The organism is Roseobacter sp. N2S (assembly GCF_031454055.1).
GTDB lineage: Bacteria > Pseudomonadota > Alphaproteobacteria > Rhodobacterales > Rhodobacteraceae > Amylibacter.
The window spans coordinates 39,656-65,782 of sequence record NZ_JAVDQB010000002.1; the positions used below are offsets into that span (position 1 = coordinate 39,656).

General features: G+C 54.7%; 33 protein-coding genes and 1 riboswitch. Of the genes, 21 read left to right on the plus strand and 12 right to left on the minus strand.

Going from position 1 to position 26,127, the window contains the following annotated elements:
• Positions 1-12 precede the first annotated feature (12 nt).
• On the minus strand, positions 13-912 hold the full coding sequence (locus GGE09_RS06155) for a LysR family transcriptional regulator (RefSeq protein WP_309744965.1): 900 nt from the start codon (positions 910-912) through the stop codon (positions 13-15).
• A 132-nt stretch (positions 913-1,044) separates the two neighbouring features.
• Positions 1,045-2,286, minus strand: a complete 1,242-nt coding sequence (locus GGE09_RS06160; RefSeq protein ID WP_309744967.1) for a cytochrome c peroxidase — start codon at positions 2,284-2,286, stop codon at positions 1,045-1,047.
• A 15-nt stretch (positions 2,287-2,301) separates the two neighbouring features.
• Between GGE09_RS06160 and GGE09_RS06165 the strand changes: the two genes are divergently transcribed.
• The 3 genes from GGE09_RS06165 (at position 2,302) to hisH (ending at position 4,139) form a co-directional block, all read left to right on the plus strand.
• A complete protein-coding gene (locus GGE09_RS06165) occupies positions 2,302-2,793 on the plus strand; it encodes a sel1 repeat family protein (protein ID WP_309744969.1) in 492 nt (163 codons plus the stop codon).
• 120 nt (positions 2,794-2,913) lie between these two features.
• A complete protein-coding gene (gene hisB, locus GGE09_RS06170; protein ID WP_309744972.1) occupies positions 2,914-3,507 on the plus strand; it encodes an imidazoleglycerol-phosphate dehydratase HisB in 594 nt (197 codons plus the stop codon).
• Positions 3,504-4,139, plus strand: coding sequence for an imidazole glycerol phosphate synthase subunit HisH (gene hisH / locus GGE09_RS06175; RefSeq protein ID WP_309744974.1), 636 nt, complete (start codon positions 3,504-3,506; stop codon positions 4,137-4,139). Before hisB ends, hisH begins: the two co-directional genes overlap by 4 nt.
• A 5-nt stretch (positions 4,140-4,144) precedes the next feature.
• Here hisH and GGE09_RS06180 read toward each other — a convergent pair whose 3' ends face one another.
• Positions 4,145-4,534, minus strand: coding sequence for a DUF2147 domain-containing protein (locus tag GGE09_RS06180; protein ID WP_309744976.1), 390 nt, complete (start codon positions 4,532-4,534; stop codon positions 4,145-4,147).
• Positions 4,535-4,670: 136 nt separating this feature from the next.
• Between GGE09_RS06180 and hisA the strand changes: the two genes are divergently transcribed.
• From hisA to GGE09_RS06200, 4 genes are read left to right on the plus strand one after another with little or no spacing between them, the layout of a single operon-like run.
• Positions 4,671-5,393, plus strand: coding sequence for a 1-(5-phosphoribosyl)-5-[(5-phosphoribosylamino)methylideneamino]imidazole-4-carboxamide isomerase (gene hisA, locus GGE09_RS06185; RefSeq protein WP_309744978.1), 723 nt, complete (start codon positions 4,671-4,673; stop codon positions 5,391-5,393).
• Positions 5,390-5,668, plus strand: a complete 279-nt coding sequence (locus GGE09_RS06190; RefSeq protein ID WP_309744980.1) for a hypothetical protein — start codon at positions 5,390-5,392, stop codon at positions 5,666-5,668. Before hisA ends, GGE09_RS06190 begins: the two co-directional genes overlap by 4 nt.
• On the plus strand, positions 5,661-6,419 hold the full coding sequence (gene hisF / locus GGE09_RS06195; RefSeq protein ID WP_309744982.1) for an imidazole glycerol phosphate synthase subunit HisF: 759 nt from the start codon (positions 5,661-5,663) through the stop codon (positions 6,417-6,419). Before GGE09_RS06190 ends, hisF begins: the two co-directional genes overlap by 8 nt.
• 4 nt (positions 6,420-6,423) lie before the next feature.
• Positions 6,424-6,741 carry a phosphoribosyl-ATP diphosphatase gene (locus tag GGE09_RS06200; protein WP_309744984.1) on the plus strand — a complete coding sequence of 106 codons (318 nt, stop codon included), beginning with the start codon at positions 6,424-6,426 and terminating at the stop codon, positions 6,739-6,741.
• A 66-nt stretch (positions 6,742-6,807) separates the two neighbouring features.
• Here the strand turns inward: GGE09_RS06200 and GGE09_RS06205 are convergent, their stop codons facing one another.
• Positions 6,808-7,794: a hypothetical protein gene (locus GGE09_RS06205; protein ID WP_309744986.1), complete on the minus strand. Its 987-nt coding sequence runs from the start codon at positions 7,792-7,794 to the stop codon at positions 6,808-6,810.
• 134 nt (positions 7,795-7,928) lie between these two features.
• Here GGE09_RS06205 and GGE09_RS06210 point away from each other — a divergent pair, with 134 nt between their 5' ends.
• Positions 7,929-8,354, plus strand: a complete 426-nt coding sequence (locus GGE09_RS06210) for a hypothetical protein (RefSeq protein WP_309744988.1) — start codon at positions 7,929-7,931, stop codon at positions 8,352-8,354.
• A gap of 63 nt (positions 8,355-8,417) precedes the next feature.
• On the opposite strand, the gene GGE09_RS06215 is transcribed toward GGE09_RS06210, so the two are convergent.
• Together GGE09_RS06215 and GGE09_RS06220 are read right to left on the minus strand one after the other, a co-directional pair.
• The gene (locus tag GGE09_RS06215) at positions 8,418-8,975 is read right to left on the minus strand and encodes a hypothetical protein (RefSeq protein ID WP_309744990.1); all 558 of its coding nucleotides are present in this window, start codon (positions 8,973-8,975) and stop codon (positions 8,418-8,420) included.
• 173 nt (positions 8,976-9,148) lie between these two features.
• Entirely contained in the window at positions 9,149-10,420 is a 1,272-nt protein-coding gene (locus GGE09_RS06220; RefSeq protein WP_309744992.1) for a hypothetical protein, read from the minus strand.
• Positions 10,421-10,645: 225 nt separating this feature from the next.
• Here GGE09_RS06220 and infC point away from each other — a divergent pair, with 225 nt between their 5' ends.
• The gene (gene infC, locus GGE09_RS06225) at positions 10,646-11,197 is read left to right on the plus strand and encodes a translation initiation factor IF-3 (protein WP_405048539.1); all 552 of its coding nucleotides are present in this window, start codon (positions 10,646-10,648) and stop codon (positions 11,195-11,197) included.
• Between the two features lie 44 nt (positions 11,198-11,241).
• Here the strand turns inward: infC and GGE09_RS06230 are convergent, their stop codons facing one another.
• Positions 11,242-12,129: a glycine/sarcosine/betaine reductase selenoprotein B family protein gene (locus GGE09_RS06230; protein WP_309744996.1), complete on the minus strand. Its 888-nt coding sequence runs from the start codon at positions 12,127-12,129 to the stop codon at positions 11,242-11,244.
• 76 nt (positions 12,130-12,205) lie between these two features.
• Between GGE09_RS06230 and GGE09_RS06235 the strand changes: the two genes are divergently transcribed.
• From GGE09_RS06235 to GGE09_RS06250, 4 genes are read left to right on the plus strand one after another with little or no spacing between them, the layout of a single operon-like run.
• The gene (locus GGE09_RS06235) at positions 12,206-12,550 is read left to right on the plus strand and encodes an SH3-like domain-containing protein (protein ID WP_309744998.1); all 345 of its coding nucleotides are present in this window, start codon (positions 12,206-12,208) and stop codon (positions 12,548-12,550) included.
• Positions 12,547-12,825 (plus strand): SH3-like domain-containing protein, encoded by a 279-nt coding sequence (locus GGE09_RS06240; protein ID WP_309745000.1) that lies wholly within the window; start codon positions 12,547-12,549, stop codon positions 12,823-12,825. The genes GGE09_RS06235 and GGE09_RS06240 overlap by 4 nt, the downstream gene beginning before the upstream one ends.
• Complete coding sequence (locus GGE09_RS06245; protein WP_309745002.1) at positions 12,815-13,477, plus strand: nitrile hydratase subunit alpha; 663 nt, start codon at positions 12,815-12,817, stop codon at positions 13,475-13,477. The genes GGE09_RS06240 and GGE09_RS06245 overlap by 11 nt, the downstream gene beginning before the upstream one ends.
• Positions 13,477-14,376, plus strand: coding sequence for a DMT family transporter (locus GGE09_RS06250; RefSeq protein ID WP_309745004.1), 900 nt, complete (start codon positions 13,477-13,479; stop codon positions 14,374-14,376). The genes GGE09_RS06245 and GGE09_RS06250 overlap by 1 nt, the downstream gene beginning before the upstream one ends.
• Here GGE09_RS06250 and GGE09_RS06255 read toward each other — a convergent pair.
• Entirely contained in the window at positions 14,373-15,071 is a 699-nt protein-coding gene (locus GGE09_RS06255) for a DUF1223 domain-containing protein (RefSeq protein ID WP_309745006.1), read from the minus strand. The two genes, GGE09_RS06250 and GGE09_RS06255, sit on opposite strands and share 4 nt — an antisense overlap.
• A 166-nt stretch (positions 15,072-15,237) precedes the next feature.
• On the opposite strand from GGE09_RS06255, the gene GGE09_RS06260 reads away from it, so the two are divergent.
• A complete protein-coding gene (locus GGE09_RS06260; protein ID WP_309745008.1) occupies positions 15,238-16,251 on the plus strand; it encodes a 2-dehydropantoate 2-reductase in 1,014 nt (337 codons plus the stop codon).
• A 77-nt stretch (positions 16,252-16,328) separates the two neighbouring features.
• Here the strand turns inward: GGE09_RS06260 and GGE09_RS06265 are convergent, their stop codons facing one another.
• Together GGE09_RS06265 and acnA are read right to left on the minus strand one after the other, a co-directional pair.
• Positions 16,329-16,778, minus strand: a complete 450-nt coding sequence (locus tag GGE09_RS06265) for an isoprenylcysteine carboxylmethyltransferase family protein (protein ID WP_309745010.1) — start codon at positions 16,776-16,778, stop codon at positions 16,329-16,331.
• 189 nt (positions 16,779-16,967) lie between these two features.
• Positions 16,968-19,661 (minus strand): aconitate hydratase AcnA, encoded by a 2,694-nt coding sequence (acnA, locus tag GGE09_RS06270; protein WP_309745012.1) that lies wholly within the window; start codon positions 19,659-19,661, stop codon positions 16,968-16,970.
• 241 nt (positions 19,662-19,902) lie between these two features.
• Here acnA and GGE09_RS06275 point away from each other — a divergent pair, with 241 nt between their 5' ends.
• From GGE09_RS06275 to GGE09_RS06305, 7 genes are all read left to right on the plus strand, one after another.
• Positions 19,903-20,907, plus strand: coding sequence for a zinc transporter ZntB (locus GGE09_RS06275; protein ID WP_309745014.1), 1,005 nt, complete (start codon positions 19,903-19,905; stop codon positions 20,905-20,907).
• 60 nt (positions 20,908-20,967) lie between these two features.
• Entirely contained in the window at positions 20,968-21,588 is a 621-nt protein-coding gene (gene ccmA / locus GGE09_RS06280) for a heme ABC exporter ATP-binding protein CcmA (RefSeq protein WP_309745016.1), read from the plus strand.
• On the plus strand, positions 21,588-22,244 hold the full coding sequence (ccmB, locus tag GGE09_RS06285) for a heme exporter protein CcmB (protein ID WP_309745018.1): 657 nt from the start codon (positions 21,588-21,590) through the stop codon (positions 22,242-22,244). The genes ccmA and ccmB overlap by 1 nt, the downstream gene beginning before the upstream one ends.
• A 67-nt stretch (positions 22,245-22,311) precedes the next feature.
• The gene (locus tag GGE09_RS06290; protein ID WP_309745020.1) at positions 22,312-22,812 is read left to right on the plus strand and encodes a hypothetical protein; all 501 of its coding nucleotides are present in this window, start codon (positions 22,312-22,314) and stop codon (positions 22,810-22,812) included.
• An 87-nt stretch (positions 22,813-22,899) separates the two neighbouring features.
• Positions 22,900-23,628 carry a heme ABC transporter permease gene (locus GGE09_RS06295; RefSeq protein WP_309745022.1) on the plus strand — a complete coding sequence of 243 codons (729 nt, stop codon included), beginning with the start codon at positions 22,900-22,902 and terminating at the stop codon, positions 23,626-23,628.
• Positions 23,625-23,777, plus strand: coding sequence for a heme exporter protein CcmD (gene ccmD, locus GGE09_RS06300; RefSeq protein WP_309745024.1), 153 nt, complete (start codon positions 23,625-23,627; stop codon positions 23,775-23,777). The genes GGE09_RS06295 and ccmD overlap by 4 nt, the downstream gene beginning before the upstream one ends.
• Positions 23,774-24,307, plus strand: a complete 534-nt coding sequence (locus GGE09_RS06305) for a DsbE family thiol:disulfide interchange protein (protein WP_309745026.1) — start codon at positions 23,774-23,776, stop codon at positions 24,305-24,307. The genes ccmD and GGE09_RS06305 overlap by 4 nt, the downstream gene beginning before the upstream one ends.
• A 27-nt stretch (positions 24,308-24,334) precedes the next feature.
• On the opposite strand, the gene GGE09_RS06310 is transcribed toward GGE09_RS06305, so the two are convergent.
• Together GGE09_RS06310 and mbfA are read right to left on the minus strand one after the other, a co-directional pair.
• The gene (locus GGE09_RS06310; protein WP_309745028.1) at positions 24,335-24,754 is read right to left on the minus strand and encodes a 6,7-dimethyl-8-ribityllumazine synthase; all 420 of its coding nucleotides are present in this window, start codon (positions 24,752-24,754) and stop codon (positions 24,335-24,337) included.
• Positions 24,755-24,827: 73 nt separating this feature from the next.
• Positions 24,828-24,947, minus strand: a riboswitch (FMN riboswitch).
• Between the two features lie 115 nt (positions 24,948-25,062).
• Complete coding sequence (gene mbfA, locus GGE09_RS06315) at positions 25,063-26,046, minus strand: iron exporter MbfA (protein ID WP_309745030.1); 984 nt, start codon at positions 26,044-26,046, stop codon at positions 25,063-25,065.
• Positions 26,047-26,127 lie beyond the last annotated feature (81 nt).

Here is a 26,127-nt window from a genome sequence, read left to right on the forward strand (position 1 = left end):
ACAGGGGACGGCCTAAGACTTCATCCGCTGGAGACTGTCATGCACATGATCCAGAAAAGACAGGATCAGTTCTGCCTTATGGGATCGCGTGGCCCAAATGGCGAAGAAATCCACCTGTTTCAGGTTTACGTCGTTTAAAACGGGCACCAAACGCCCGCTGGCCACGTCTGAAAATGTGCGGGATTTAGGCAGAATTGCCAGACCTGCACCGGATGTACATAGTTTGTGGATAAGGCCCATATCATCGCATCTGATACGGAATTTCAAATTGGGCTTCACGCCTTTGGTCCCGTTCTGGAACATCGCAGCCCAATCCGAAGCGGTGTAATCCGTGCTTAGCAAAATCGGAATTTTGCGGATAACCTCACTGATTTCCATCTGGGCGATCCGCTCTGCCAGATCAGGGGCGGCATAAAACGCAGCGCCGCCGCCCACAAGCGTGCGATAGGAAATTTCGCTGCTTTCCACCAACGCCGTTGTCACAGACAAATCATATTCGTCGCTTAGCGGATTAGAAGGGGTTTTCACAAAATCCAGATGCATACTGACCTTGGGATTGGCGAGTAAGAAATCCTCCACAATTTCCTGCAAAATCCCGCCGGACAGGAACACCGGCATGCTGATCCGAATACTGCCAGAGGACACCCTGTCTGTATCGGCCATAGTTTCCAGTCCAATTTCAGCCATGCGCACCATTTCGCGGGCGGATAGAAACAGGATGTGACCTTCATCCGTCGGCTCTAGATTAGAGCCGCGTTTGACCAAAAGGACATGGCCGATCTGTTCTTGCAAAGCGTCAACATGCTTTGACACAGCCGCCGCAGAAAGGCCCATTTTCAAAGCGGCTGCAGCAAAGGAGCCTTCTTCCACAACGAATGAAAACACCGCCATGGAGCGTATTTTGTCAATCATTACAGCCCGCTTCTTCCTAAATGAGGACCAACGCCAACTCTACCTAACAGGGTATCGTTTTCAGGGTTAAAAATCAAGAAATAGAAAAGAAATTCAAATTTCTAAGGGGTGGTTTTAAACTGGGTATAGGCTTTACGGCGTAACTCCCGACTGTTGCAACGGGACGGCTGGAACAGACAGGGCTTTCAAAAATGCGACAAGTTTTGAGATGTCAGTTTCGCTTAATTGCATAGGCAGGACAGCCCCCGCATTGCTTTTACCAAAGGCGTTTAGAATTCGGGTATTTTCGATGTCATCCGCGATCAAGGCAAAGGGATATCGCGCGGAATTATGTAGTTCTGGCAATGTCACTTTGTCAGGCGTCCAAGACGTGAAACTGCCGACGGGATCACTGTGATGGCGCAGCATTTCACGCAGCGTAGCAAAAGCACCGTTATGGCCATAAGGCGCGGTATTGGCCACGTTTCGCAGAAATGGCGTTCGGAAAGTATAAGCATCCGCAAGATCATCCGTCACCGCCATCCGCCCCACATCCCGCGCAATTGGGTCAAACCGGCGGGTTAGTCCCGGGCCAAATTGCGGCACTGCCAGAGCGTGAAACCGTTGATCCGACAGCAACGACCCGCTGTGGCAACCACTGCATCCCGCTGGGCCATAAAACAGTTCCAACCCCGCCCGTGCCTGATCCGTTAGTGCGGTGGGATCGCCTGCCAGATACAGATCGAAGGCCGTATTTATTGCGCGAAACTCTACATCAACATAGGCCGCTATTGCATTGACTATGCTGGATATATTAACATCCACGTTCGGCATTAACTTTTTGTACCGAGCGGCATCTTCCACGCGCCCTGCGATCAATCCCCAAGCCTTTTGCGCATTATCCTGCGCGGCTTCTGCGATCTCATTATCCTCTGCCCCCCCGGCCATTTCACTGCGCGCAATCAAGGGAAACAAGGCTTGCGCAGCCAGCAGACTGTTCAGCCCAGCAGGCAATTGCCCCCCGGCAGGTGTTACATAGCGCCCGCCTTTCAGTTCGACCCGTCCATCGTGAAACAGGCGTCGCACTTGGCGGGCTCCAAGGTTCCACAAGGCAGGCGCATTGCGTGATTGCAGCAGCTTTGCCGTGCCAAACTGCCGATCCTGACCCGCGCCAATACCGCCTTCCCCAATCCCCAGCGCCAACCCATCGCCTGTGCCAAAGGTTGGATTGTGACAGGTCGCGCAGGAAATATTTCGATTGCCAGACAGTAGCGGATCAAAGAACAGCAGCTTTCCAAGCGCTACCTGTGCAGAATCATACTGGCGAAAGTCGCTTGGCATCAGAGGCTTGGGCAAATCCTGTGCCTGTGTTATTCCTGCGCAAAGCCCAGCCATAAAAAGAATAACGCCATGCAGAACCTTGCCATTACCCTTTGCTGGCTTTCTAGTGCGGCACTGACCAGCCCTGCATTGGCCGATATGCAGACGGCGCGGGATGCGTTTCAGTTGGGGCAGTTTGACAAATCTGTCACCGAACTGAAGCCCGTTGCAAATTCCGGAAATGCCGAGGCGGAATTTCTGTTGGGTAGCATTTACAGCCTTGGTCTTGGGCGGCCCGTCGATGAAACCCGCGGCTTTGAATTTTACTTTCGTTCCGCCAGCAAAGGCCACCCAGCGGCCCAGTTGCGGCTGTCTGCGGCCTATTCCCGTGGCGCAGGACTGGCGGCCCCAGACCCGATGCGCGCCGCGCTTTGGGCCGAACTGGCCGCGGTCGGGCGTGCGGATGGCGCCCGCGAACAAGCAGAAACCCTGCGCCAGTCGCTGAATGCGGCGGACCAAAAAACGCTCGACCTTATGCTGCAAGATTATCGCACCTATCTGTTCCCTTTTGAGCAGCAGTAACACAGATCACACGCTGCACGGCAACAGTCGCGTTTCGCTGGCCTGCAAATCCATCTTCCCCCTTGGAACAGGCACAATCCCCGCCTATAACGCCATCAAACAGCACAAAGGCCCTGCCCCATGCGTACAGCGACCCTGACTCGTAAAACCGCCGAAACCGCCATCACAGTCGAGATTAATCTTGATGGGACGGGTGTTTATGACAATGAAACTGGCGTCGGATTCTTTGATCACATGCTGGATCAACTGTCGCGCCACGCGCTTATTGATATGAAAGTCCGCGCCAAAGGTGATCTGCACATCGACGACCACCACACGGTCGAAGACGTGGGACTTGCCCTTGGCAAAGCCCTGGCCGAGGCTGTGGGCGACAAACGGGGCATCCGCCGTTACGGATCGTGCTTGTTGCCGATGGATGACGCGCTGGTGCGCACGGCTCTTGATTTGTCAGGCCGCCCCTATCTGGTGTGGAAAGTGGATATGCCAACCGCAAAGATCGGCAGCTTTGACACCGAACTGGTGCGTGAATTTTTCACCGCTTTCGCCATGCAGGGCGGCATCACCCTGCACGTCGAAGCCTTGGACGGTTTCAACAGCCACCACATCGCAGAAGCTGCGTTCAAATCTGTTGCCCAAGCCCTGCGCACCGCCCTAGAAACCGATCCGCGCAAAGCCGATGCGATCCCCTCTACCAAAGGCACATTGTCCGAATGATCACTGCGATTGTCGATTACAACTCTGGCAACCTGCGTTCTGCGCAGAAAAGTTTCCAGCGGATGGCGCTTGAAGTGGGTGGCGGCGATATTATCGTCACCGCTGATCCGGATCAGGTGCGCAAGGCGGATCGTGTCGTGCTGCCCGGCGTGGGTGCTTTTGCCGATTGCCGCCGCGAATTGGGCGCGATCGACGGGCTGTTCGGCGCAATTGAGGAAAAAGTCAAAGCTGGCAACCCGTTTATGGGTATCTGCGTTGGCATGCAGATGATGGCCACTTGGGGGCGCGAACATGGCGACCACAAAGGGTTTGACTGGATCAAGGGAGAGGTCGTCCCCCTGACGCCGAGCGATCCGACCCTGAAAATCCCGCATATGGGTTGGAATAACCTAGCCCAAACACCGGACCACCCGGTTTTTGACGGAATTTCAGCGGGTGATCATGTTTACTTTGTGCATTCCTATCACCTGATGCCCGCAACCCCGTCCGACATTGTGGCGACAGTTGATTACGGTGGCGATATCATCGCGGCTGTGGGCCGTGATAATATCATCGGCACCCAGTTCCATCCGGAAAAAAGCCAATCAACCGGCCTGCGACTGATTGGCAATTTTTTGCAGTGGAAACCCTAACCGGTTTATTTCACCCGCTGCCAGGACCCGCCGCTGCGGCAGATTGCCAACACGCAGCCTTTTACATCCAGACGGTTGCCGTTCAAAACCAGCTTGCCGGAATAGGTTTTATCCCGATCCGGCGAATAGACCTTGCCACCGCCATAGTTGCCGCCGCCCTTGTTTTCCATATCCCAAATCAGCTTTCGCCCTTGGTTCACCGACTTGAATGCCTTGCCGTCTTTATCAAAAGAATTCACCAGCACGCCGCAAATTTTGGCACCGCAGGCTGACACATCAATGTGGCCCGAATTCCCGTTGTCGTCGGCTATGGTCTTCCATGTTCCAAAAATATCATCCGCCGCAACAGGTGCGGCAAATCCTGCCAATGCAGCCATAAGTACCAGTGTTTTCATTCTGTCCTCCTGTGGTGCTTCGATCCTGCGCAGAGCTGCCCCAAGGGTCAAGCAAAACCCGAGGTAAACCACCCCTTTGCAATTTTACCCCTATAGCGCTAAGGCAAAACGAAATTCAAAAACCACGGACACCACCATGATTCTTTACCCCGCGATTGATCTGAAAGACGGCGCCTGTGTGCGGCTTTACAAAGGCGAGATGGATCAGGCGACGGTGTTTAATGACAATCCCGCAGCCCAAGCGCAGGCCTTTGTAGATCAAGGTTGTGACTGGTTGCATCTGGTTGATTTGAACGGCGCTTTTGCAGGCGAGCCTGTCAACGCCCGCCCCGTGGAAGAGATCCTTGCAACCGTGAAGGTACCCGCACAATTGGGCGGCGGCATCCGCGACATGGCCACGATTGAACGCTGGCTTTCCAAAGGCTTGCAACGGGTGATCCTTGGCACGGTGGCTGTCGAAAACCCCGATCTGGTGCGCGAAGCGGCCAAAGCCTTTCCAGGGCATGTGGCGGTTGGTATTGACGCGCGCAACGGCATGGTCGCAACACGCGGCTGGGCCGAAGAAACCACCATCAACGTCACCGATCTGGCCCGTCAGTTCGAAGACGCAGGCGTCGCGGCAATTATCTACACCGACATCAACCGCGATGGGGCCATGCAAGGCCCGAATGTGGCCGCCACGGCTGCACTCGCCCATGCGGTTTCCATTCCGGTCATCGCCTCTGGCGGCGTATCATCCATGGCGGATTTACAAGCACTGAAAGACTGCGGCGCCCCGCTGGACGGCGCAATTTCCGGTCGCGCGCTTTACGACGGGCAGATCAACGTGGCCGATGCCGCAGCGCTTTTGAAAGCATGACCCTGAAACGCTTTATCGTCATCTTATACACCCTGCCGCTGATGGTGTTCCTGTGTACCACCATCTTTGCGGTGATTGCGGATATGATCGGCTCTTGCGCCTATGACGATGGCACAATCCTGTCCTGTACCGCAATGGGTCGCGACTTTACCTGGCTCTATGACCCAAGCCTGCCCATCGGATTTATGTCCACTTGGGCCTTCCTTGTCGCATGGATTTTACTTGGCGGTTGTACTATGTACGCGCTGGACTGGCTGAAGAAACGCAATGCTTAAAACCCGTATCATCCCCTGCCTTGACGTCAAAGACGGCCGTGTGGTCAAAGGCGTGAACTTCGTCGACCTGATTGACGCAGGTGATCCCGTCGAATCCGCCAAGGCCTATGACGCGGCGGGCGCGGATGAATTATGCTTCCTTGATATTGCCGCCACGGTGGAAAATCGCGGCACCATGTTTGACGTGGCACGGCGTACGGCGGAACAATGTTTCATGCCATTAACCATCGGCGGCGGCGTGCGTACCCCTGATGATGTGCGCAACCTTTTGCTGGCGGGCGCAGATAAAGTTTCCTTCAACTCTGCCGCTGTAGCCAACCCCGACGTGGTCGCCCAATCCGCCAACCGTTTTGGCTCTCAGTGTATCGTTGTTGCCATTGACGCCAAAACCGTTTCCCCCGGAAAATGGGAGATTTTCACCCACGGCGGACGCCAAGGCACCGGCATCGACGCCGTAGACTTCGCCCGCGATATGGCCGCTAAGGGAGCTGGCGAAATCCTTCTGACCAGTATGGATCGCGACGGCACCCGCGCCGGGTTCAACCTGCCCCTGACCCGTGCCATTTCCGACGCGGTTTCCATTCCCGTCATTGCATCTGGAGGCGTTGGCACCCTTGACCATCTGGTCGAAGGCGTTACCAAAGGCGGCGCATCAGCGGTGCTTGCCGCATCGATTTTCCACTTCGGTGACTTCACTATTCAACAGGCCAAGCACCATATGCAGGCCGCAGGTATTCCGGTAAGGCTTTGATATTATGGCAAATGTACTCACACGACTCGCCCGTACAATCGAATCCCGCAAAGGCGCGGATGAAAAAAAATCCTACGCATCCAAACTCTTCGCCCGTGGCCCTGAAAAATGTGCCGAGAAGTTTGGCGAGGAAGCAGTAGAAGCCATCATCGCTGCAGCCAAAGGCGACAAAAAGAACCTTACAGAAGAAGCAGCAGATGTGTTGTTCCACTTGCTGGTCATGTTGTCGGCGCGCAATGTAAAACTGGAAGACGTCTACGCCGAACTGGAACGGCGCGAGGGCACATCCGGCATCGTGGAAAAACAATCCCGCACCAAATAATCGCGCCCCAATCGTCGCGACTTCTTTAGAGCATAAATACCTGAAGCCGAGCCGACCGGTTGCCCACTACCGATACCACATATTTGCCTTTTTGATCCGCTGCCGGATCGCCATTTCCTTGCGCGGCAGGTTATCGCGGTCAAACATCTCACGCAGTTTATGCCCTTTGCCCTGAAACACCAAACGGCGGAAAGGTTCATAGGCTTTGACCACTTTCTTAATCGGATTTGGCGCGAGAACTTTTTCAAGCACGTCAATCGCTTCGTCAGGCGCGGTTGCATAAAGCAGCGGTAAATAGCGGTAGTGCCAGCTCACCTCTCCGTCCAGCAGCCCCGAAGGCAATGTATCCCGTGCACCCCCCAGTTTGTGGATCACCAAAGGCAAGGCGATCTGGTCAAGCCAGGGGTAAAGCTCCTGCGTTTCGATCTGCCAAGGGGCTTCCCGTTCGATTTCAGTGGCATAATGGGTAAAATAGGTCGCGAATTCGGCAGGGTCTTTGTAAAAGAACCATCCCGCATTAAAGTAAAGATACCGTTTCCAGTATTCATCCGGCTGCGATTTATCCAACGAGCTATCGAAATCCAGATCGAACTTATCATACAAAGACTTCCACATCTCGCCGTAACCCGGGCCATAAAGCTCCACCTCGGGCCAGGTGTTTTCCCGCTTCATGGACGCGGTCGGGCGGTCGAAATCAAAAGGCACGGTATTCAGCCGACCGGTAAACAGCGTATCCGTATCAAAGAACACAAACGGTTCATTGTCGGGCAAGGCTGTTAACCCGATAATTTTATTTCCATTGGGGTAGCGGCTGCCAAAAACACCGTTTTGAAATGGTACAATTTCCGCCCCGAGATCTTGTAACAATCGGCGCACTTGCGGGTTTTGGATGCGGGGGTCGTCGTCCCAACGCTCGGAGGGTTGCGGCTCTCCTAGGATCAGGCGTCCGGTGAAATTCGGGTTTCTGTGAAAGAATGACGCCACAAAAAGAACAGCTTCATATTCCAGCCGCCCTCCTTGCACGATTGCAAATACGTTAAAATCCTGTGCCACAGCTACCGCCTGTCCTGTTTAAGCTGACCTATAGCCACTAGGCTGAAAAAATGGAATGGATTCAACAGGGGCTGCTGAAAAATCTTGCAAAGCGACTGAAATATTGCGCAAATTCGGGGGAAAAGGTCTTTCTTATGCTAAATTATACAAAACGCCTCTCCTTCATTGTAGCTCTAACCGCCACGCCTTTCGTCGCAAATGCCCAGATGAAATTCACCACGGCAGAGCAAATCAAACCCATTCTGACCGCCACCAAAGCCAGTTGGATCGCGGTACGGGAATATGGTGGCAGTGATATCCTGTATTTCACACAATTACTGTCTTGGCGCTGCGGCCTGTCGCGACTGTCTTACAGTGTGAACGATGAAAATATCCTTAAGGACTGGGACATCGGGCATTGCGATGAAGACCTTCCCAACCCGAATGTCTTTGCGGAGGATCAGGAAATCTATGCGACTTACCCGCTGGGATCGATCCAATCGGTGACCGTTCACATCACCTATGATGATGAAACCACAGACCAAATGCGCTTTGAACGTAAGGCGGTTTTCACGCCCTGAGTTATCACTCTGACAAAAAAGGGGCCGCAAAACGACCCCTTTCAATCTAAATGATATTCAGATTTATTCTGTCGCTGGTTTGGGCTCTTCGACGGAACCTTCTACGGCAGTTTCGCTGCTGACACTTGTGTCAGCGGAGGTGCCGTTTGTCGTTGAATTCGCCGCGTCATTGATTTTCTCAATGGCGGAGTTCACAGCCTCATTTGCGGAATCGGCGGCTTCATTGGCAGCATCCGTCATCGTTTCTACTGCCGTATCCGTGACTTGCGCAGCGTCGTTCACCGTATCGGCTGTCTCGTTCACAATTTCATTCACAGCGTCAGTGGCGGTTTCTTCAACAGCTTCTACCTGTTGCGCGGCTGAGTCCTGAATATCCTGAACGGCGGCTTCGGCGGCGTCTTGTACGGCTTCAACCTGCGCTTCTGGGGTTTCCGGCGCGCCTTCGACCTCTACCTCTGCAGGTGTGTTTTCTTCCGTGGGGTCAATAACAACAACTTCTGGCGTTGTTATTTCAACTGTCGGGGCTTCTGTCATTGACCCTTTTTCTTGGCTCAGGGACCAGACCAAATAGCCGCCAGCGGCGACGACGATAACACCGCCGATTATCATCAAATTCTTCATTATTTTTACCCATCTCGTGGTGATTGAATTCCAAGAGCTGCATCTGTGCGCTTACGACTTGAATTTCAAGCGCTAACATCTTGGAAATACTGGAGATCGGCTGAATTCTGCCCATACAAACGAAAAAAGGCGCCGAAGGGGTTCGGCGCCTTTTGAAGTGAAGGGAATACCAATTATTTCAGTGCGTTAACTTCGCTCAAAGCAGCATCCGCTGCGGCTTGCGCGGCACTGGCTTGTTCGGCGGCAGCGCCAATCCCGGACGCCGCTGCATCTGCTGCCTCTTGCGCTGTGATAACGGCCGCTTTAGCGTCCGTTTCCGCCTGTTTTGCGGCTTCAACAGCGGCATTGGCTTCGGCCAGACCGGCCTTGGCACTTTCCACTGTTTTGCGGGCTGTTTGCAAGGTTGCCTCTGCTTGTGCTTGGGCGTTTGACGCATCCCCTGCGGTGGCTTCTGCCTCGCTTACGGATGCGCGGGCTGCGTCATAGGCGGCTTGGGCCTGGGCCACATCTTGACGCCGCGCCTCTGCTGCGGTTTCGGCCTGTGCCAAGGCATCTTCGGCAGCAGTAACAGGGGCTTGCGCGGCATCGGCGGCTGACATGGCCGCGTTCAAAGCGTCCTGCGCCTTGCCCAAAACCTCTAGGTCGCTTGCGGCTTTGGCATCTGCTGCGCTAACAGCATTGCCCGCAGCATCTGCCGCTTGTTGGGCGGTTTGGGCAGCAGCGGTGGTTTGCTCCAGTGCAGTTTCGTCAACGGCTGGCAGGCTACTGTCTGCGGCGGCGGCATCCACCTTGGCTTGCATAGCATCGAGCGCATCTTGGGCGGTTTGGGCCACGCCAGAGGCTTTATCTGCCAGAACCTTGGCATTATTGGCCATAGCTTTTGTGTTATCCACATCGGTTGCCGCCGCATTCAGATCTTTTTTGGCAACCTCAACCTGCGCCAGTTCATCCTGCGCTGCAGCCTTTGCGCTTTCTACCGCAGTTTTGGCATCTGCGACCGCATCAAGCGCCGCAGCCTGTGCCGCTTTTGCCCCGTCGAGCGTAGCCAACGGGGTGTCAGCTGCGCCCAATTGCAGGGCTGCGCGGGCTTTGATGGCGGTTTGTGTGGCGCTGGCCACCGCTGCTTTTGCATCCTCAGCCGAGGCCATGGCCGCATCAACCGCCTCCTCTGCTTTGGTCACATTGGCCACGGCTGTTTTGATTGCCTCGGCTTTTTCCGCCACATTGGATTGCGCTGTTTCCACCGCCGCCGCCGCTGTTTCAGCGTTGGCTTTCGCATCATCAAAGGCTTTGGTTGCGGTTTGTGCAGCCACTTGCGCCGCATCAGAGGCGCTTTGAGCAGCCTCAATCACAGCCATACGGTCACGTGATTTCTTATCCGCAAATCCCCAAATGGCGATTATAATCACCAATCCCAGCGCGATAAATCCAGCAATCTTTTTCATCTTTTTCCCTTGGCAGTTCTTTTTGGCCGCCCCTACAGACAGGACGGCAACAATCCGCCAATTAGCTTGGACATTCCAGCAGGTCTTGCAAGTGCTAATTGAAATTGCCCCTTATTTTACCCGCCTAAAACTTTCGTAGAGCCAGTAAAAATGGATGGTTGATCCTTTCGTCAAGCACAGGTAGATATTGCCCATAACTTTAAAGCCACAAAGGACTCGAAACCAATAGCCCGTAGACCTCATCATGCGCCACCCCAGCGCGACACTGGCCCTCGCGTCAATGAACGCATCACATCCAACGAAATCCGATTGATCGGCGCCGAAGGCGAAAACGTGGGTGTTGTGACGCCTGCGCGCGGCATGGAACTTGCCATTCAGGCCGGTCTGGATCTTGTGGAGATTTCGCCAAACGCGAACCCGCCAGTTGTGAAAATCATGGATTTTGGCAAGTTCAAATACGAACAGCAAAAAAGAGAGTCCGAGGCGCGCAAAAAGCAAAAGATCATCGAGGTCAAGGAAGTCAAATTCCGTCCGAACACGGATACCAACGACTTTGATGTGAAAATGCGCAACGTGTATAAGTTTCTGGCCAGCGGCGATAAGGTGAAGATCACCCTGCGCTTTCGCGGTCGCGAAATGGCACACCAGCGTCTTGGGTCCGAACTGTTGCACCGTGTGGCCGATGCGGTCACCGAGGCGGAAGCCGGGAAAGTGGAAAACATGCCTAAAATGGAAGGTCGTCAGATGATTATGATGATCGGCCCTCTAAGCAAGTAATCCCCCCAATTCCATTACGATTTCAAGGCGCCTTCGGGCGCCTTTTATTTTGCCTTTACCTCTTTGGCCTGCGCCTTGACCCGATCGAATTCGGCGCGGCGGCTGGCAATTTCTGCGGCACTTAGCAGATCCGCGTTGGAATAATCTTTTTGCCAGTCCGCAGCGCCGGACCAGACAATCGGTGATTGTACAGTTGTGCGCGCCGCAGTGGCACTGGCCAATAGCTCTACGGCCTGGCGGGCAGTTTCCAGCTGCGCGGAGGGATCATCTGGTATCCCTGCCCCGTTTCCCAAAGGAAAATTACTGAACAGCAGACGGGGCACGCCGACAGTTTCCACTATATCGCGCGCGCAGCCCATCACCACTGTGGGCACCCCTGCGGTTTCCAGAACATGTGCCGCGATGGACGCGGATTGGTGGCACACAGGGCAATTGGGCACCAAAACGATCCCGTCCAGTTGATCCTGCTTGGCAAACTCCACCAACGCCTCACCGTCCAGTCGTGTTTTGGCCTGTGAACGGTTGGTAGGCAGTCCATAAAAACGGTCCGCAACTTGGCCAATCACCCCACCCTGCGTCAGTTTTTGCAGAGCTTGCAGCGGGAAGTAGCTGCGCTGATCCGCAGCCGTGGTATGGGTGCGGTCATAGGCGATATGGGAAATCCCCAACACCGGCTCGGGGGATGTGGCCATAGCGAAGGGTTCAAAAAACTTGGCAGCCCCGTTATAGGCCGCCCCAGCCCCCTGATCCCCTGCGCCCTGTTTGAACGGGGCCGCTGTGGTAACAATGCCGATCCGCGCCGACGACAAGGGGACGATCATAGACGCAAAAGGCACCGTGTCATGCACCGCCCAATCATAGGGTTTGCCATAGCCCAACGCCTGATAATAGGCTCTGATCCTTGGAATATACTGCAACACCTGATCGCTCATTTCTGCCTCCGCTCAATCACTCTAACCCTACGTTACGTGGCTTGCAGCGGCTTTCCAACTCCCCTAACGTCAGTTTATGGAAACAGATAAAATTCACCGCTGGCACGACATGGGTGGCCACCCCGCTGGTAAAGTTGACCGCGACGAACATGATTTTGCCCTATGGGAAAAACGTGTGGATGCCTTGCAGGTGCTGACCTCTACCAAAGGGTATTTTACCGTAGACGGCTTGCGCCGCGTTCTTGAAGACATGGGCGAAGAGTCATTTGAAACAATGACTTATTACGAACGATGGATTCAATCCGTGAACCAGAACTTGCTGGAAGCCGGCGTTTATACCGTGGCGGAACTGGCCGAGAAAATGGCGCAAGTGCAGGCCCGCGGCGAAACCTATGGCGACTGTGCGGGATCAGGCGAATGATGCCCAGCGTCAAAGTCCGCGTCAAAGACTGGTATCCGCCGGGCCATGTGCGCGTGCCTGCCTATCTGCGTGGCAAAACCGGAGAGATCGAGCGCGAGCTTGGCCTGTTCCACAACCCTGAAACCAACGCCTATCGCCAAACCGGCGAGATGCGAAACCTTTTGCGGGTGCGGTTTGAAATGGGTGAACTTTGGGGCGATGAAGCCGAAAGCCCCTCTGACATTCTGGAAGCTGAAATTTACGAACACTGGTTGGAACCTGCTGATGCCCCATGACCACGACGATCATTTTCACGACGGGCATTCCCACGACGGTCTCAGCCCGTCAGGGCATCCCTACCGCCCCGATCAGGATCACAAGCTGACCCGTTGGCAAGCGATGGAAATCGCCATGCGCGAGTTGTTGATTGAAAAGAAAATCGTCACCGCCGCCGAAATCACCGCCACCGTCGAACAGATGGATCGCCGCTCGCCAGCGGATGGGGCCAAAGTGGTCGCCCGCGCTTGGGTTGATCCCGCTTTCAAAACCCGTCTGCTGCAAGATGGCACCGAGGCAATCAAGGAGCTGGGCATTGAACCCGGCGTGCTAAAGTTGATCGCCGTGGAAAACAGCCCGCAAATCCACAATGTGGTGGTCTGTACCCTGTGTTCCTGTTACCCGCGCAACCTGCTGGGATTGCCACCTGATTGGTACAAACAACGGGCCTATCGGTCCCGCGTGGTGAAAACACCGCGCAAGGTTCTGGCGGAATTTGGCCTGACCCTGCCTGCGGATATCATCGTGCGGGTGCACGACAGCACCGCCGATATGCGCTATCTGGTGATCCCCAATCGACCAGAGGGTACAGAAGCTCTCGATGAAACCGCCCTTGCTGGCCTTGTCAGCCGCGATGCAATGATTGGCGTCGCTCTCGCCACGCATCCGTAATGGATGGTCTTCAACGGTATTGGCACGGGCTTGGCCCGTTGGCCAAAGGCGCGCTGCTGTTCATTTCCACGATTTTTCTGTTTTCGATTATGGACAGTATCGCCAAATCCCTATCGCAGCGCCACCACCCCCTAGAGGTCGTCTGGGCGCGCTATACATCCCAAACTGTGATCGCGTTTCTGGTGCTGGCACCCTATTTAAAAACGCTGCTGCGCACCAACCACTTGATGTTGCAGGTTGTGCGGTCCGGATTTCTGTTCGGCGCGACCATGTGTTTTTTCACCTCGCTCAAATTTCTGGAAATGGCCTCGGCCACTGCTATCTTTGAAATCGCCCCGTTGTTTATGACCATTATGGGCTATTTCATTCTGGGTGAAAAAGTCGGTCCGCGCCGCTGGATCGGCGTATTTATCGGCCTGATCGGCGCGATGATCATCATCCGTCCCGGCTCTGACGTGTTCAGCCCTGTGGCCCTTTTGCCAGCCATTGCGGCAGCCTGTTTTAGCGGCTATGCCATTTCCACGCGGTTTCTGGGACAAGAAGAAAGCCCTTGGACCAGTTTCCTTTACACGGCCCTGATCGGCTGTATCGCCAGCTGTTTTCTTGTGCCCTTCGTCTGGGTGACGCCATCTGTCGCCGATATCGGCCGCATGTCATTTATGGGGGTGGTTGGCGGCATCGGCCACCTGTTCCTGATCCGCGCCTTCACCATAACCGAGGCATCTTACCTCGCGCCCTTTGGCTATCTCACGCTGATTTTCAACTCGCTCTGGGCGTTTTTGTTTTTTGCAGAAATACCGGATTCGCCAACGATTCTCGGCGCGGCTGTGATCGTGGGGGCTGGGGTCTATGTGTGGTATCGCGAAAGTTTCGGCGCCAAGGCTGCAAAACCGGATTAGTCCAAACGGCGTGCAGCCAGGACTGGGCCAAGGTTCTTACTTTGGACGATCACGGCGTAATCCGCGTTGCCATCCACTTTTTGTTCAATGGTTTCAGGATGTTTGCCGTCCCACTCCCCAATGGTGGACCATTCGGTGACGGTGTTCACATAGTTCACGTTACGCCCCGCGTTTTCACCTTTTTTAATAGCAACAGTCGTTTTGGGGATGAAGCGCACCACATGGATATCCGCCCGCTGCGAACCGCTGACCGGACGCAATGAAATACGCAAAGACGTGCCAATCCGTTCAATCTTTATATCGACCTGCTCAGGCTCTTTTGACAGCATGTCGATGTAGTGGATCGCTTTTTCCCGCTTGGCCCCGGCCACATAATCCCGCCCGTTAAAGATCATCTGTGGTGTCACCAACCGATAACGGCTTTTCATGATGGTGTTGAACCGCGCCTGCCGCTCGGTAAATTCGGGCTGTGCCAGCGTGTCTTGCCAGCCCAGATAATCCCAGTAATCCACGTGCAACCCAAGTGCTAGAACATCAGCGCGCCCTGCGATCTCGGCCAGAATTTTATCGGCGGCAGGACAAGAGGAACACCCTTGCGAGGTGTAAAGCTCTACCAGGACAACAGACTGATCAGCTTGCGCGCTGCTCGAAAATCCGGCGGTTGTCAGGGCCAAAGCAGCCAATATTTTGCGCATTCTGTTCGCTCACGTCTTTGAAGGTTCCCTAGTGTATAACCATCCCCAGCCCGGATTTACCAATAAAGGTTTCGAGAGGTGTTTGTTACAGTCATGCGCCAAGTCTATTGTTTGGCGTCCGCGATGCAATACTGCTAACCTAAGAAAACACCAACAAGGCGAAGAAATGATACGTATAAACACCCCGATTGTGATCTGCGGCGCGGGGGCCATTGGGTGCTACCTTGGGGCACAATGGGCCGCTGCTGGCGCACCTGTCGTATTGTTGGGGCGTAGCCCGTTAAAACGGTTGGAAACCAGCGGATTAAACCTGTCAAATGGGGTATCCCTATCCCCGCAAAAGTTCACCGTAAACCCGACAATAGACACAGAGCCAGAGGCTCTGGCCCGCGCAGGTCTGATTGTACTGGCTGTTAAATCCACAGCCCTACCCCGCGTCATCGCGCTGATAAAAACCCACAGCGCCCCGAATACGCCAATCTTATGTCTGCTTAACGGCATAGACCCCGTGCGCAGCTTAAAATCCGCCTTTCCAAGTCGTGAAATCGCAGCAGGCATGGTGCCCTATAACGTGGTCTGGCAAGACGCAGAGACCCTGCGCCGCTCGTCCGTGGGCGATGTGATTGTAGAACGCACCCCTGCCATGCAAGACCTGCTGAAACATTTGACCAACGTGAGCGAACCGGTGCAGGTAAGCAAGGACATCAAGCCCATTCAATACGGTAAACTACTGTTAAACTTAAACAATCCGATCAACGCCCTGTCAGGGAAATCGCTTTTTCACCAGCTAAGCGAGCGCCCCTATCGCCTTGTCTATGCCGCCGCTTTGCAAGAAGCGCTTACCATCTACAAAAGGGCCGAAATCAAACATGCCAAGTCCGGCCCGCTGCCCGCGCATCGCATTGTGCAAATGCTACGCGCGCCCAATTGGCTGTTCAACACCGTCGCTTTGCGCCTGCAAAAACTGGATCCAAGCTCGCAAACCTCAATGGCGCAGGATTTGGCCAGTGGTAAACCCACCGAAATAGACACACTGAATGGTGAAATCGTGAGATTGGCTGAGTCCACAGGCCAAACAGCCCCGATTAATGCCCGCCTGATATCCCTGATCAAAACCGCGGAAGCAGGCGGCCCCAAAACATATTCGGCGCAATCCCTGCGCAAAGCCACCCTAAGCTAAGCAACTCCAAACCCGACACAGAGCCTCTTTTTGGTTCAAATATCCAAATTCTAACCCCGAAAACACCCGCCAGACGGTCAAATCCAGCGTCTGGTTTTCTCAAAATACGCATCTGCCTCTGCCCCGAAAGCCGCTTTCAACCCGGCCTCTTCTGGCAGAACAAAACGACGGTGCAAAACAATTGCCAAAGCAATCACAGGAATTATCCCGCTTAACGTGCCCAGATACAACCCGACACCCGCCGCAGCCACAACCATGGCCAGATAGATCGGATTGCGCGTCAGCCAGAATGGCCCGCTGACAATCAATGTCTGCGCGGTTTTATGGGGTTCGATCGTGGTTTTCTTGCGCCAGAACCAAAAGGCAGACCACAGAACCAGAAGCGCGGCCAATAGCAACCAGAACAAGCCCAACCAGCGTAATCCAAGCGAAAACAGGGACAGAATTGGGACCATCGTTGCCAAAATCCAGCTTAGCAGCATTGCGCCCAGCATCCAGATAGGCGGTAAGTCCGGGAAATGTTTCATCTGGCCTGTCTCCTTGGCGCATTCCCTAGCCGCGCCTCGATTTCAAACCAAGACCCGCAGGGAAAATTTATTGCTATCTGCCCGATAGCGCGTTTTATTTTTATCCAACTATAACAGGCGGCTTTAGGGTAAAAAGCAACAAAAAAGGCGCCACAACGGGCGCCTTTTTCGAATTTATCCGATTTGAAATCAGGCAGATTTTGCCAGATTGCGCAGCACGTAATGCAAAACGCCACCGTTTTTGATGTAGTCGATTTCAACTTCGGTATCGATCCGGCATTTCAACGTGATCTCTTTCACATCGCCGTTCGGATAGGTGATGGAACACAGCACGTCTTGCAGCGGTGTGACGGTTTCCAGCCCGTTGATCGAAACAGTCTCTTCACCCGTCAGGTTCAGGGATTTCCGATTGTCATCGCCGGTGAATTCGAAAGGAAGAACCCCCATACCCACCAAGTTAGAACGGTGAATACGTTCAAAGCTTTCAGCAATAACCGCTTTCACACCCAAAAGTGCAGTGCCTTTGGCCGCCCAGTCACGGCTGGACCCGGCACCGTATTGGATGCCGCCAAAGATCACCAGAGGCGTGCCATTGGCCTGATGCGCCATCGCCGCATCATAGATCGAGGTTTGTTCCCCGTCAGCGCCTTTGGTGTAACCGCCTTCAACGCCGTCCAACATCTCGTTCTTGATCCGGATGTTGGCGAATGTGCCGCGCATCATCACTTCGTGGTTGCCACGACGGGACCCGTAAGAGTTGAATTCGCGCACAGGCACCTGATGATCCATCAGATATTGCCCCGCAGGCGTGGATTGTTTGAACGACCCCGCTGGCGAGATGTGGTCTGTAGTGATCATATCCCCCAGCAATGCCAGCACTTTCGCGCCGTTGATGCTGCTGACTTCGGCGGCAGGGTCTTTCGACATGCCTTGGAAATACGGCGGGTTGCGCACATAGGTGGACGTTGCAGGCCAGTCATAGGTCAGGCTGTCTGTTGTTTCGACAGCTTGCCATTTTTCATCGCCTTCAAAAACAGACGCGTATTTTTCAAGGAAAGCTTCACGGGTGACGGTTTTTTCCACCAGATCCGCAATTTCTTGGGTCGATGGCCAAATGTCTTTCAGGAACACATCATTGCAGTCTTTGTCCTGACCAATCGCATCTGTTGCCAGATTGATGTCCAGCGTCCCTGCCAGCGCATAAGCCACAACCAAAGGCGGTGAAGCCAGATAGTTGGCGCGCACATCAGGGCTGATCCGACCTTCAAAGTTGCGGTTGCCCGACAAAACAGCCGTGGCCACCAGATCGCCTTCGGAAATTGCTGCAGACAGCTCTGCCTGAATCGGACCCGAGTTACCGATACACGTGGTACAGCCGTAGCCCACAAGGTTGAAACCAACAGAATCAAGATCTTTTTGCAGATCAGCCGCTTCAAGATAGGCAGACACAACTTGCGACCCCGGAGCAAGTGAAGTTTTCACCCAAGGCTTGCGATCCAGACCCAAAGCAGCCGCTTTGCGTGCAACAAGACCCGCGCCAATCATCACGTAAGGGTTTGATGTATTGGTACAAGACGTGATCGAGGCAATAACAACCTTGCCGCTTTCCATGGTGTAGTCTTCACCAGAAACAGCAACCTCTTTGCCCATGGGGCGTTTAAAGGTCTCTTCCATTTCCTTTTTGAATGCGGCTTTTGCATTGGTCAGGGCAACGAAATCTTGCGGACGTTTGGGGCCGGAAATCGCGGGAACAATTGTGCCCATGTCCAGTTTCAACGTGTCTGTATAGATCGGCGCATAATCCGCGCCACGCCACATGCCGTTCTCTTTGGCATAGGCTTCAACCAGTTTCACACGGGTTTCATCGCGCCCTGTCGTGCGCAGATACCGCAGTGTTTCATCATCAATCGGGAAGAACCCGCAAGTTGCGCCGTATTCAGGGGCCATGTTCGCAATGGTCGCACGATCGGCCAAAGGCAATGTGTCCAGACCAGCACCGTAGAATTCGACAAATTTGCCAACCACGCCTTTTTCGCGCAGCATTTCCACAACTTTCAGAACCAGATCGGTCCCTGTGGTGCCTTCCATCATCGCGCCTGTCAGCTCGAACCCGATAACTTCGGGGATCAGCATGGAAATCGGCTGGCCCAGCATTGCGGCTTCAGCCTCAATCCCGCCAACGCCCCAACCCAGAACAGCCGCGCCGTTTACCATTGTTGTGTGGCTGTCAGTGCCAACCAATGTATCAGGATAGGCCACTTCCACGCCGTTTTGGTCGGTGTCGGTCCAAACAGTTTGTGACAGGTATTCAAGGTTCACCTGATGGCAAATCCCAGTTCCCGGAGGCACAACTTTAAAGTTGTTAAACGCATTCTGGCCCCACTTCAAAAAGGTGTAGCGTTCCATGTTGCGTTCGTATTCGCGGTCCACGTTCATTTGGAACGCACGTGGGTTGCCGAATTCATCAATCATGACCGAGTGGTCGATGACCAGATCAACAGGGTTCAGCGGGTTGATCTGTTCCGCGTCGCCGCCCAGTTCAACAATCGCATCCCGCATGGCAGCCAGATCCACTACAGCAGGTACGCCGGTGAAGTCTTGCAACAGCACGCGGGCTGGACGATAGGCGATCTCACGGGGGTTTTTACCGCCGTTTTCGCCCCAAGTTGCAAAGGCTTTGATGTCTTCAACAGACACAGTACGCCCGCTGTCTTCAAAGCGCAGCATATTTTCCAGAACCACCTTCAGGGCGGCAGGCAGATTTGAAAAATCGCCAAGTCCGGCAGCCTGCGCGGCTGGAATGGAATAATAATCAACCGACGCGCCATCGACGCTTATGGTTTTGCGGGTTTTGCTGGTATCATTACCGACGGATACGGTCATTCGGTCCTCCGAAACTGATTGAAAAGAACTGGCTAGGCCGTCAATGCACCATTTTACCGAGTCTCGCAAGGGCTTCGGTATACAATTGTGCACAATAAGCTGAAGTTTGCTTTTACCTGATAAAAACCCACAGGCATGATAGTTTTCCAACTATTTTCGTCGGAAAAATCCGCGCTGAAATCCCTAAGGAATGGTGTAACGTAAACCGCGCCCATTCGTTTTCCTGATGACAGGCTTTGGAATGCAGGTCAAACTCTGCCCCATGACCACAGAGCCAACGATCCCCGCCCCGCACATTAGTTGCGCCTTTCAATTTGACGGTGCAGGTCGCGCCATTGAATTAAGCCTTAAAGAGACCAGTAATACACCTGAAACGGGGTTTATCTGGGTCCATCTGGTGCAAGACGATCCTGAAACGGCCCCGTGGCTGGCCCAAGCCGCGCTGCCGTCCTTTATCCAATCCGCCATCACGGCCGAAGGAACGCGCCCCCGCTGCACCCCGCACGGGGACGGTGCGATCATCATCCTGCGTGGTGTAAACCTGAACGAGGGTGCGCGCCCCGAGGATATGGTCTCGGTCCGGTTGTGGGTCACGGCCAATTTCGTTGTAAGCTACTCTTTGCGTCGGTTGCGCGCCATTGAAGACATCCAAAGCACCGCTATTGTCGGCCACACCGCCCATTCACCCGGTGATTTATTAGGACGGTTGACCCAACGCCTGGCAGATCGCGCCGAGCCTACGGTATCAGAACTGAACGAACAGCTTGACGGGATAGAAGAAGCGATCCTAGAGGACGGCACCCTGCCCGATCGCAGCGATCTGGGTGAAATCCGCCGCGCCGCGATCACCTTGCGCCGTTATATGATGCCCCAAAGAGATGCTTTAACCACCCTTGTGATTGAAGATTTCAGTTGGCTGTCAGGCAACGACCTGACCCGCCTGCGCGAAGCCACCGACCGCATTACCCTGTTATCCGAAGAACTGGACGCTATCCGCGACCGCGCCCAAGTGGTGCATGACCAGATCATGGATAAACGGTCCGAAACCATGAACCGCCAGATGTTTATCCTGTCCTCAGTGGCCGCGATTTTCCTGCCTTTGGGGCTGATTACGGGATTATTGGGGATCAATGTTGGCGGGATACCGGGCACTGAAAACCCCGATGCCTTTACTCTGGTTTGCGTTGGATTGCTGGCCATGGGCGCTGGTCTGGTCTGGCTGTTTCGCAAGTGGGGGTTGCTATAGCCGCTTTGCCGTTACGAACCCCACTTCCCCCGCCCTCGCATTTACACTAAGGCTGCGGCTATGTTTACCGTCACCAATCTAGCCTGTCTGCGCGGCCAAAGGCGCGTGTTAAGCGGGGTTTCGTTTAGCCTTGAGTCAGGTGACTGCCTGATCCTGCGCGGGCCGAACGGGGCGGGCAAAACCACATTACTGCGCACCTTGGCGGGGCTTAGCCCTGCCGCGGAAGGCACCCTGTCGAGCAAAGCCGATGACGTGGTCTACACAGGCCATCTGGACGCCGTAAAACCACAACTGACCGTGGTCGAGAACCTGTCTTTCTGGCAGGGCATCTATAACACGGCCCAATCTGGCACCTTGGAGCGTTTCGATCTGGCCGATCTGGCAGACCGCCCCGCAGCGACCTTGTCAGCGGGCCAAAAACGTCGCCTTGGACTGGCGCGGCTGCATATTTCGGGACGTAAAATCTGGCTGCTAGACGAACCCACAACAGCGCTTGATATCGGCCATGTGGCCCGTTTCACCGAGATTTTGCAGGCTCATTGCACAGATGGCGGGATTGCCATTGTTTCGACCCATCTGGACCTAGCCCTGCCCCATGCGAAAACCCTGAACGTGGCTGATTTCACGGCTTCAACCGACACGACTGCATCCGCCGATCCCTTCCTGCAAGGATCATATTGATGCTGGCGCTGTTCAAACGGGACATCACCCTTGCCCTGCGCTCTGGCGGCGGTTTTGGATTGGCGCTGGCGTTTTTCCTTATCCTTGTGATGTTTGTCCCCTTTGGTGTCGGCCCCGACCGCGCCATCCTGGCCCGTATCGCCCCCGGAATCCTGTGGATCGGCGCCCTGCTTGCCTGTCTTTTGTCGCTGGACCGCGTGTTCCAACTGGACGCAGAAGACGGCACGTTAGAAGCCCTTGCCACCGCGCCGATCCCGCTTACAGGTCTGGTCAGCGCCAAAGCCGCCGCCCATTGGATCACAACAGGCCTGCCCCTGACCTGCGCCAGCGCACCCCTTGGCTATCTGCTGGGTTTGCCCGCCGCAGGTTATCCTTGGTTAATCGCAAGCCTGTGTATCGGCACCCTTTCCCTATCGTTCATCGGCACCTTTGGCGCAGCCCTGACCGTTGGCATCAAACGGGGCGGTTTGCTGCTGTCCTTGCTGGTGCTGCCCCTTTACATTCCAACCTTAATTCTGGGCGCCCAAGTGGTCACCCGCGCCATCAACGGCCAGTCAGCCGCCTCCACGCTGGCCCTGCTGACCGGTTTAACCCTATTTACATTGGCGCTGATCCCCTTTGCCACCAGCATGGCCCTGCGCGCCAATCTGCGTTGACTTTCAAGGGGTTTTCTTCTTTTCTGGCACGGCAATTTCGTACCAATACCGAATAAGGACTATAATTATGATTAAATCTGCCGCAGTTTTCGCCACCGTAATGGCAATGTCTGGAACCTCGGCAGTGGCCGCTGATTTCAAAGTCAAACTGACAGGCGGATGGAACGGAAAATCAGTCCCTGCAGGCCAGCAATGCAAACTTTTCGGCGGCAAAGGCGCCACGCCACCCATGGTAATTTCAGCCTTGCCTGAAGGAACAGAGTGGCTGTTGGTCCAATTTAACGACCGCGATTTCAAACCCTTATCAAAGAACGGCGGGCACGGTTCGTTTCGCTTTCCGGTCACAGGCACATCTGCCACATTGCCCGCTATTCCTGAAAACGTAAGCAAACTCCCAAACGGGATTTCTGTGGTGAAACGCGCGCGGTCCTCCGGTAAATTCGCCTCTAAAGGTTATCTTCCTCCCTGTTCTGGTGGCAAAGGAAACGCCTATTTCGCAGATGTTTTTGCCATGCAAGGCAAGAAAACCAACCTTGGTGCGGCCCGTGTGGAAATGGGACGTTATTAACAACGCTGTTAACCACCGCTCCACGCTTACGAACCTGTGACCCAATGTCCATTGGCGGGCTGCACAAAACCCGCTACATACGCCGCTATGTCGTTTTGGGAATATGCAAATCCGGTTAAATTCATGGCTCTTTCGGGCCGTGTTTTGCCGTTTGCCACTGTGCTGGCCATCTCTTGCCTTTTGACAGGTCTGGTCTGGGGGTTTTTCTTTACGGCGGATGATTTCAAACAAGGCTCCACCGTCAAGATCATCTTTTTGCATGTGCCCGCCGCGCTGATGGCGATCAATATCTGGTTGATGATGTTGGTGGCCTCGCTGATCTGGCTTGTACGGCGGCATCATGTTTCCGCCCTTGCGGCCCGCGCAGCAGCCCCGATTGGCATCACCATGACGCTGATTGCACTGTTTACCGGCGCGATTTGGGGCAAACCCATGTGGGGCACCTATTGGGCATGGGATCCGCGTCTGACGTCTTTTATGATCTTATTCGTATTCTACCTTGGCTATGCCGCCCTGTGGCAAGCGGTTGAAGACGACGACACCGCGGCTGATCTGACCTCTATTCTGTGTATGGTGGGTTCGGTTTTTGCCCTGCTGTCGCGCTATGCGGTGAACTTGTGGAATCAGGGCCTGCACCAAGCCGCGACCCTGACCGCCACCAAACAAAGCCCCATCGACGCCAGCTATTATTACCCCCTACTGGTCTGCATCGTCGGCTTTATCACCCTATTTATAACACTGGTACTGCTGCGCACCCGTATGCATATCCGCCTGCGCCGCACCCGCGCTTTGCTGGCACGTGAGGCGGCACAATGATCCCTGATCTTGGCAAATACGCAACCGATGTACTGTCTGCCTACGCCATCGCGCTGGTGCTGCTGATCGGCCTTGTGGGGCTAAGCCTGCGCCAATCGGCCAAAGCCCGCAAAGCCCTGAATGACGCCGAACGAAAGAGCCGCAAATGAACCGGATTTCCCCTTGGGTCGTTGTCCCACCCGTGTTGTTTCTGACCATCGCCGCCATGTTCTTTTTCGGCCTGAACCGCGCTGATCCGGATGGGTTACCTTCAGCGATGATTGGCAAACAGGCCCCGCCGTTGCAGGTAACGGACCTCGGTACACTGCCCCCCGCCACCGAAGAAATGCTGCGTTCAGGTGATGTCAAACTGGTTAACTTTTGGGCCAGCTGGTGTGGCCCCTGCCGCGTAGAGCATCCGAATCTGAAAGCCCTGTCAGACTCGGGGTTATCAGTGGTCGGGCTGAACTATAAAGACAGCGCTGCTAATGCACTGGGTTTTCTAGATGAACTGGGCAACCCTTATGTGGGCACTTCGGCAATTGACGGACGTGCAGCCCTTGAATGGGGCGTCTACGGTGTGCCGGAAACCTTTTTGCTGGACGGGGATGGCACAATTCTGATGCGCACAGCGGGCCCGGTTACCCAAAGGATCATCAAGGAAAAACTGATCCCAGCAATCGAAGCGGCCCGTCAGTAACACACGCGCCGCTTCGGATTTTTAACACTACATTGCAAGCACTTGCTTTACTGCGCCTGCTGCCTCGGCCCCTTTTTTCACGAAATGCGCCTTGTAAAACGATTCATGTTCGGCCGTTTCCTGGTAATGATGGGGCGTCAGACTGACTGAAAACACCGGAACCCCAGTATCCATCTGCGCGCGCATCAATCCATCAACAACCGCCGCCGCGACGAAATCATGGCGATAGATGCCTCCGTCCACAACCAGTGCGGCGGCCACGACCGCAGCATACTCGCCAGACTCACCCAGTTTTTTGGCCAGAAACGGCATTTCAAAGGCACCTGGCACATCATAGGCCACCACCTCGGTGCCCTCCATTTCAGCCAGAAAGCCATCATAGGCCCGATCCACAATATCCGCATGCCAGCGGGCTTTGATAAAAGCTATTTTAGTGGGTTTTGTCATTGCTCTGATCCTTTCCTACAACAAGACAAGACCCAGAGCGTTCAGACCCACGCCCGCCCGAAAGCGCACGCACATCCATTCTCTTCCATCCGGACTATACCGTCGGCCTCGGAATTTCACCGATGTCTGCCCTGTAACAGGCTCGCGGGCTGTAACCGCCGGTGGGGAATTGCACCCCGCCCTGAGAATGCCCAATCGCTAGCAAGACCGCGCACCAGACACAAGCGGGATTTGCACGAACACAACGTCACTAATTCCCGAACACTACCAACCACAGCACGACTTCAATGTTCCCCAAATACTCGAATCTACAAATTCCCGATCAAAATACCCGCCGCAAACACCAAAGCCCCGCCCAGAATCACCTGAAATCCCGCCCGCAGCCAGGGCGTTTCCATATAGCGGTGCTGAATCCACGTAATCGCCCAAAGCTCTAGGAACACCACAAAAATCGCAATGGTGGTGGCGGTCCAGAAGTCAGGAATAAGATAGGGCAGCGCATGTCCCAGCCCGCCAAACGTGGTCATAACCCCTGCCGCAATCCCCCGTTTCCCCGGCGATCCCCGCCCAGAAATAACCCCGTCATCCGAGGCCACCTCGGTAAACCCCATGGAGATCCCGGCCCCAACACTGGCTGACAGCCCCACAAGAAAGGTCTGCCACGTATCCCCCGTGGCAAAAGCAGCCGCAAAAATCGGGGCCAATGTGGACACAGACCCGTCCATCAACCCCGCAAGACCGGGCTGCACCCAAGTCAGCACAAACTGGCGGTGTTCGTGATCTTCTTCCCCCAAAGCCACATCCACGCCCAGATGTTTCGCCTCTAACGCCGTGGCCAAGGCTTCGTGTCCAGCTTCGGCCTGTGCCAAATCCCCTAAAAGCTTACGCGTGTCCGCATCCTGCGTGCGCCCTGCCGCCAAACGATAGAACCGCGCGGCTTGGGACTCCATATCCCGCGCGGCCTTGCGGGCTTTTTCAATCCCCAAAGGGCGCACCAGCCAATCGGGTTTGCGTTCATAAAAGCCTTTGACGTGGTCGCGGCGGATCAGCGGGATTACCGCGCCGAACCGCTTTTTGTGCAGATCAATCAACCAGTTACGATGGTCGTTTTCCTCGGCTGACATGTCATCAAAAACCCGCGCGGTTTCAGGGAAATCCGCACGCAACCCCTCGGCGTAGGCGGCATAGATGCGCCCGTCGTCTTCTTCGGATGAAATCGCCAAGGCAATGATTTCCTGCTCGGTTAGATCAGAAAAATTGCGCCTTGCGCCCGGTACAAATCTTGAAAACATGATGGCCCCAATGGAATTAGAACCATTCTAAGGTAGCGCGAAAAACTGCCCCCCACAAGATAAAACACCCTTGCCCCCAGC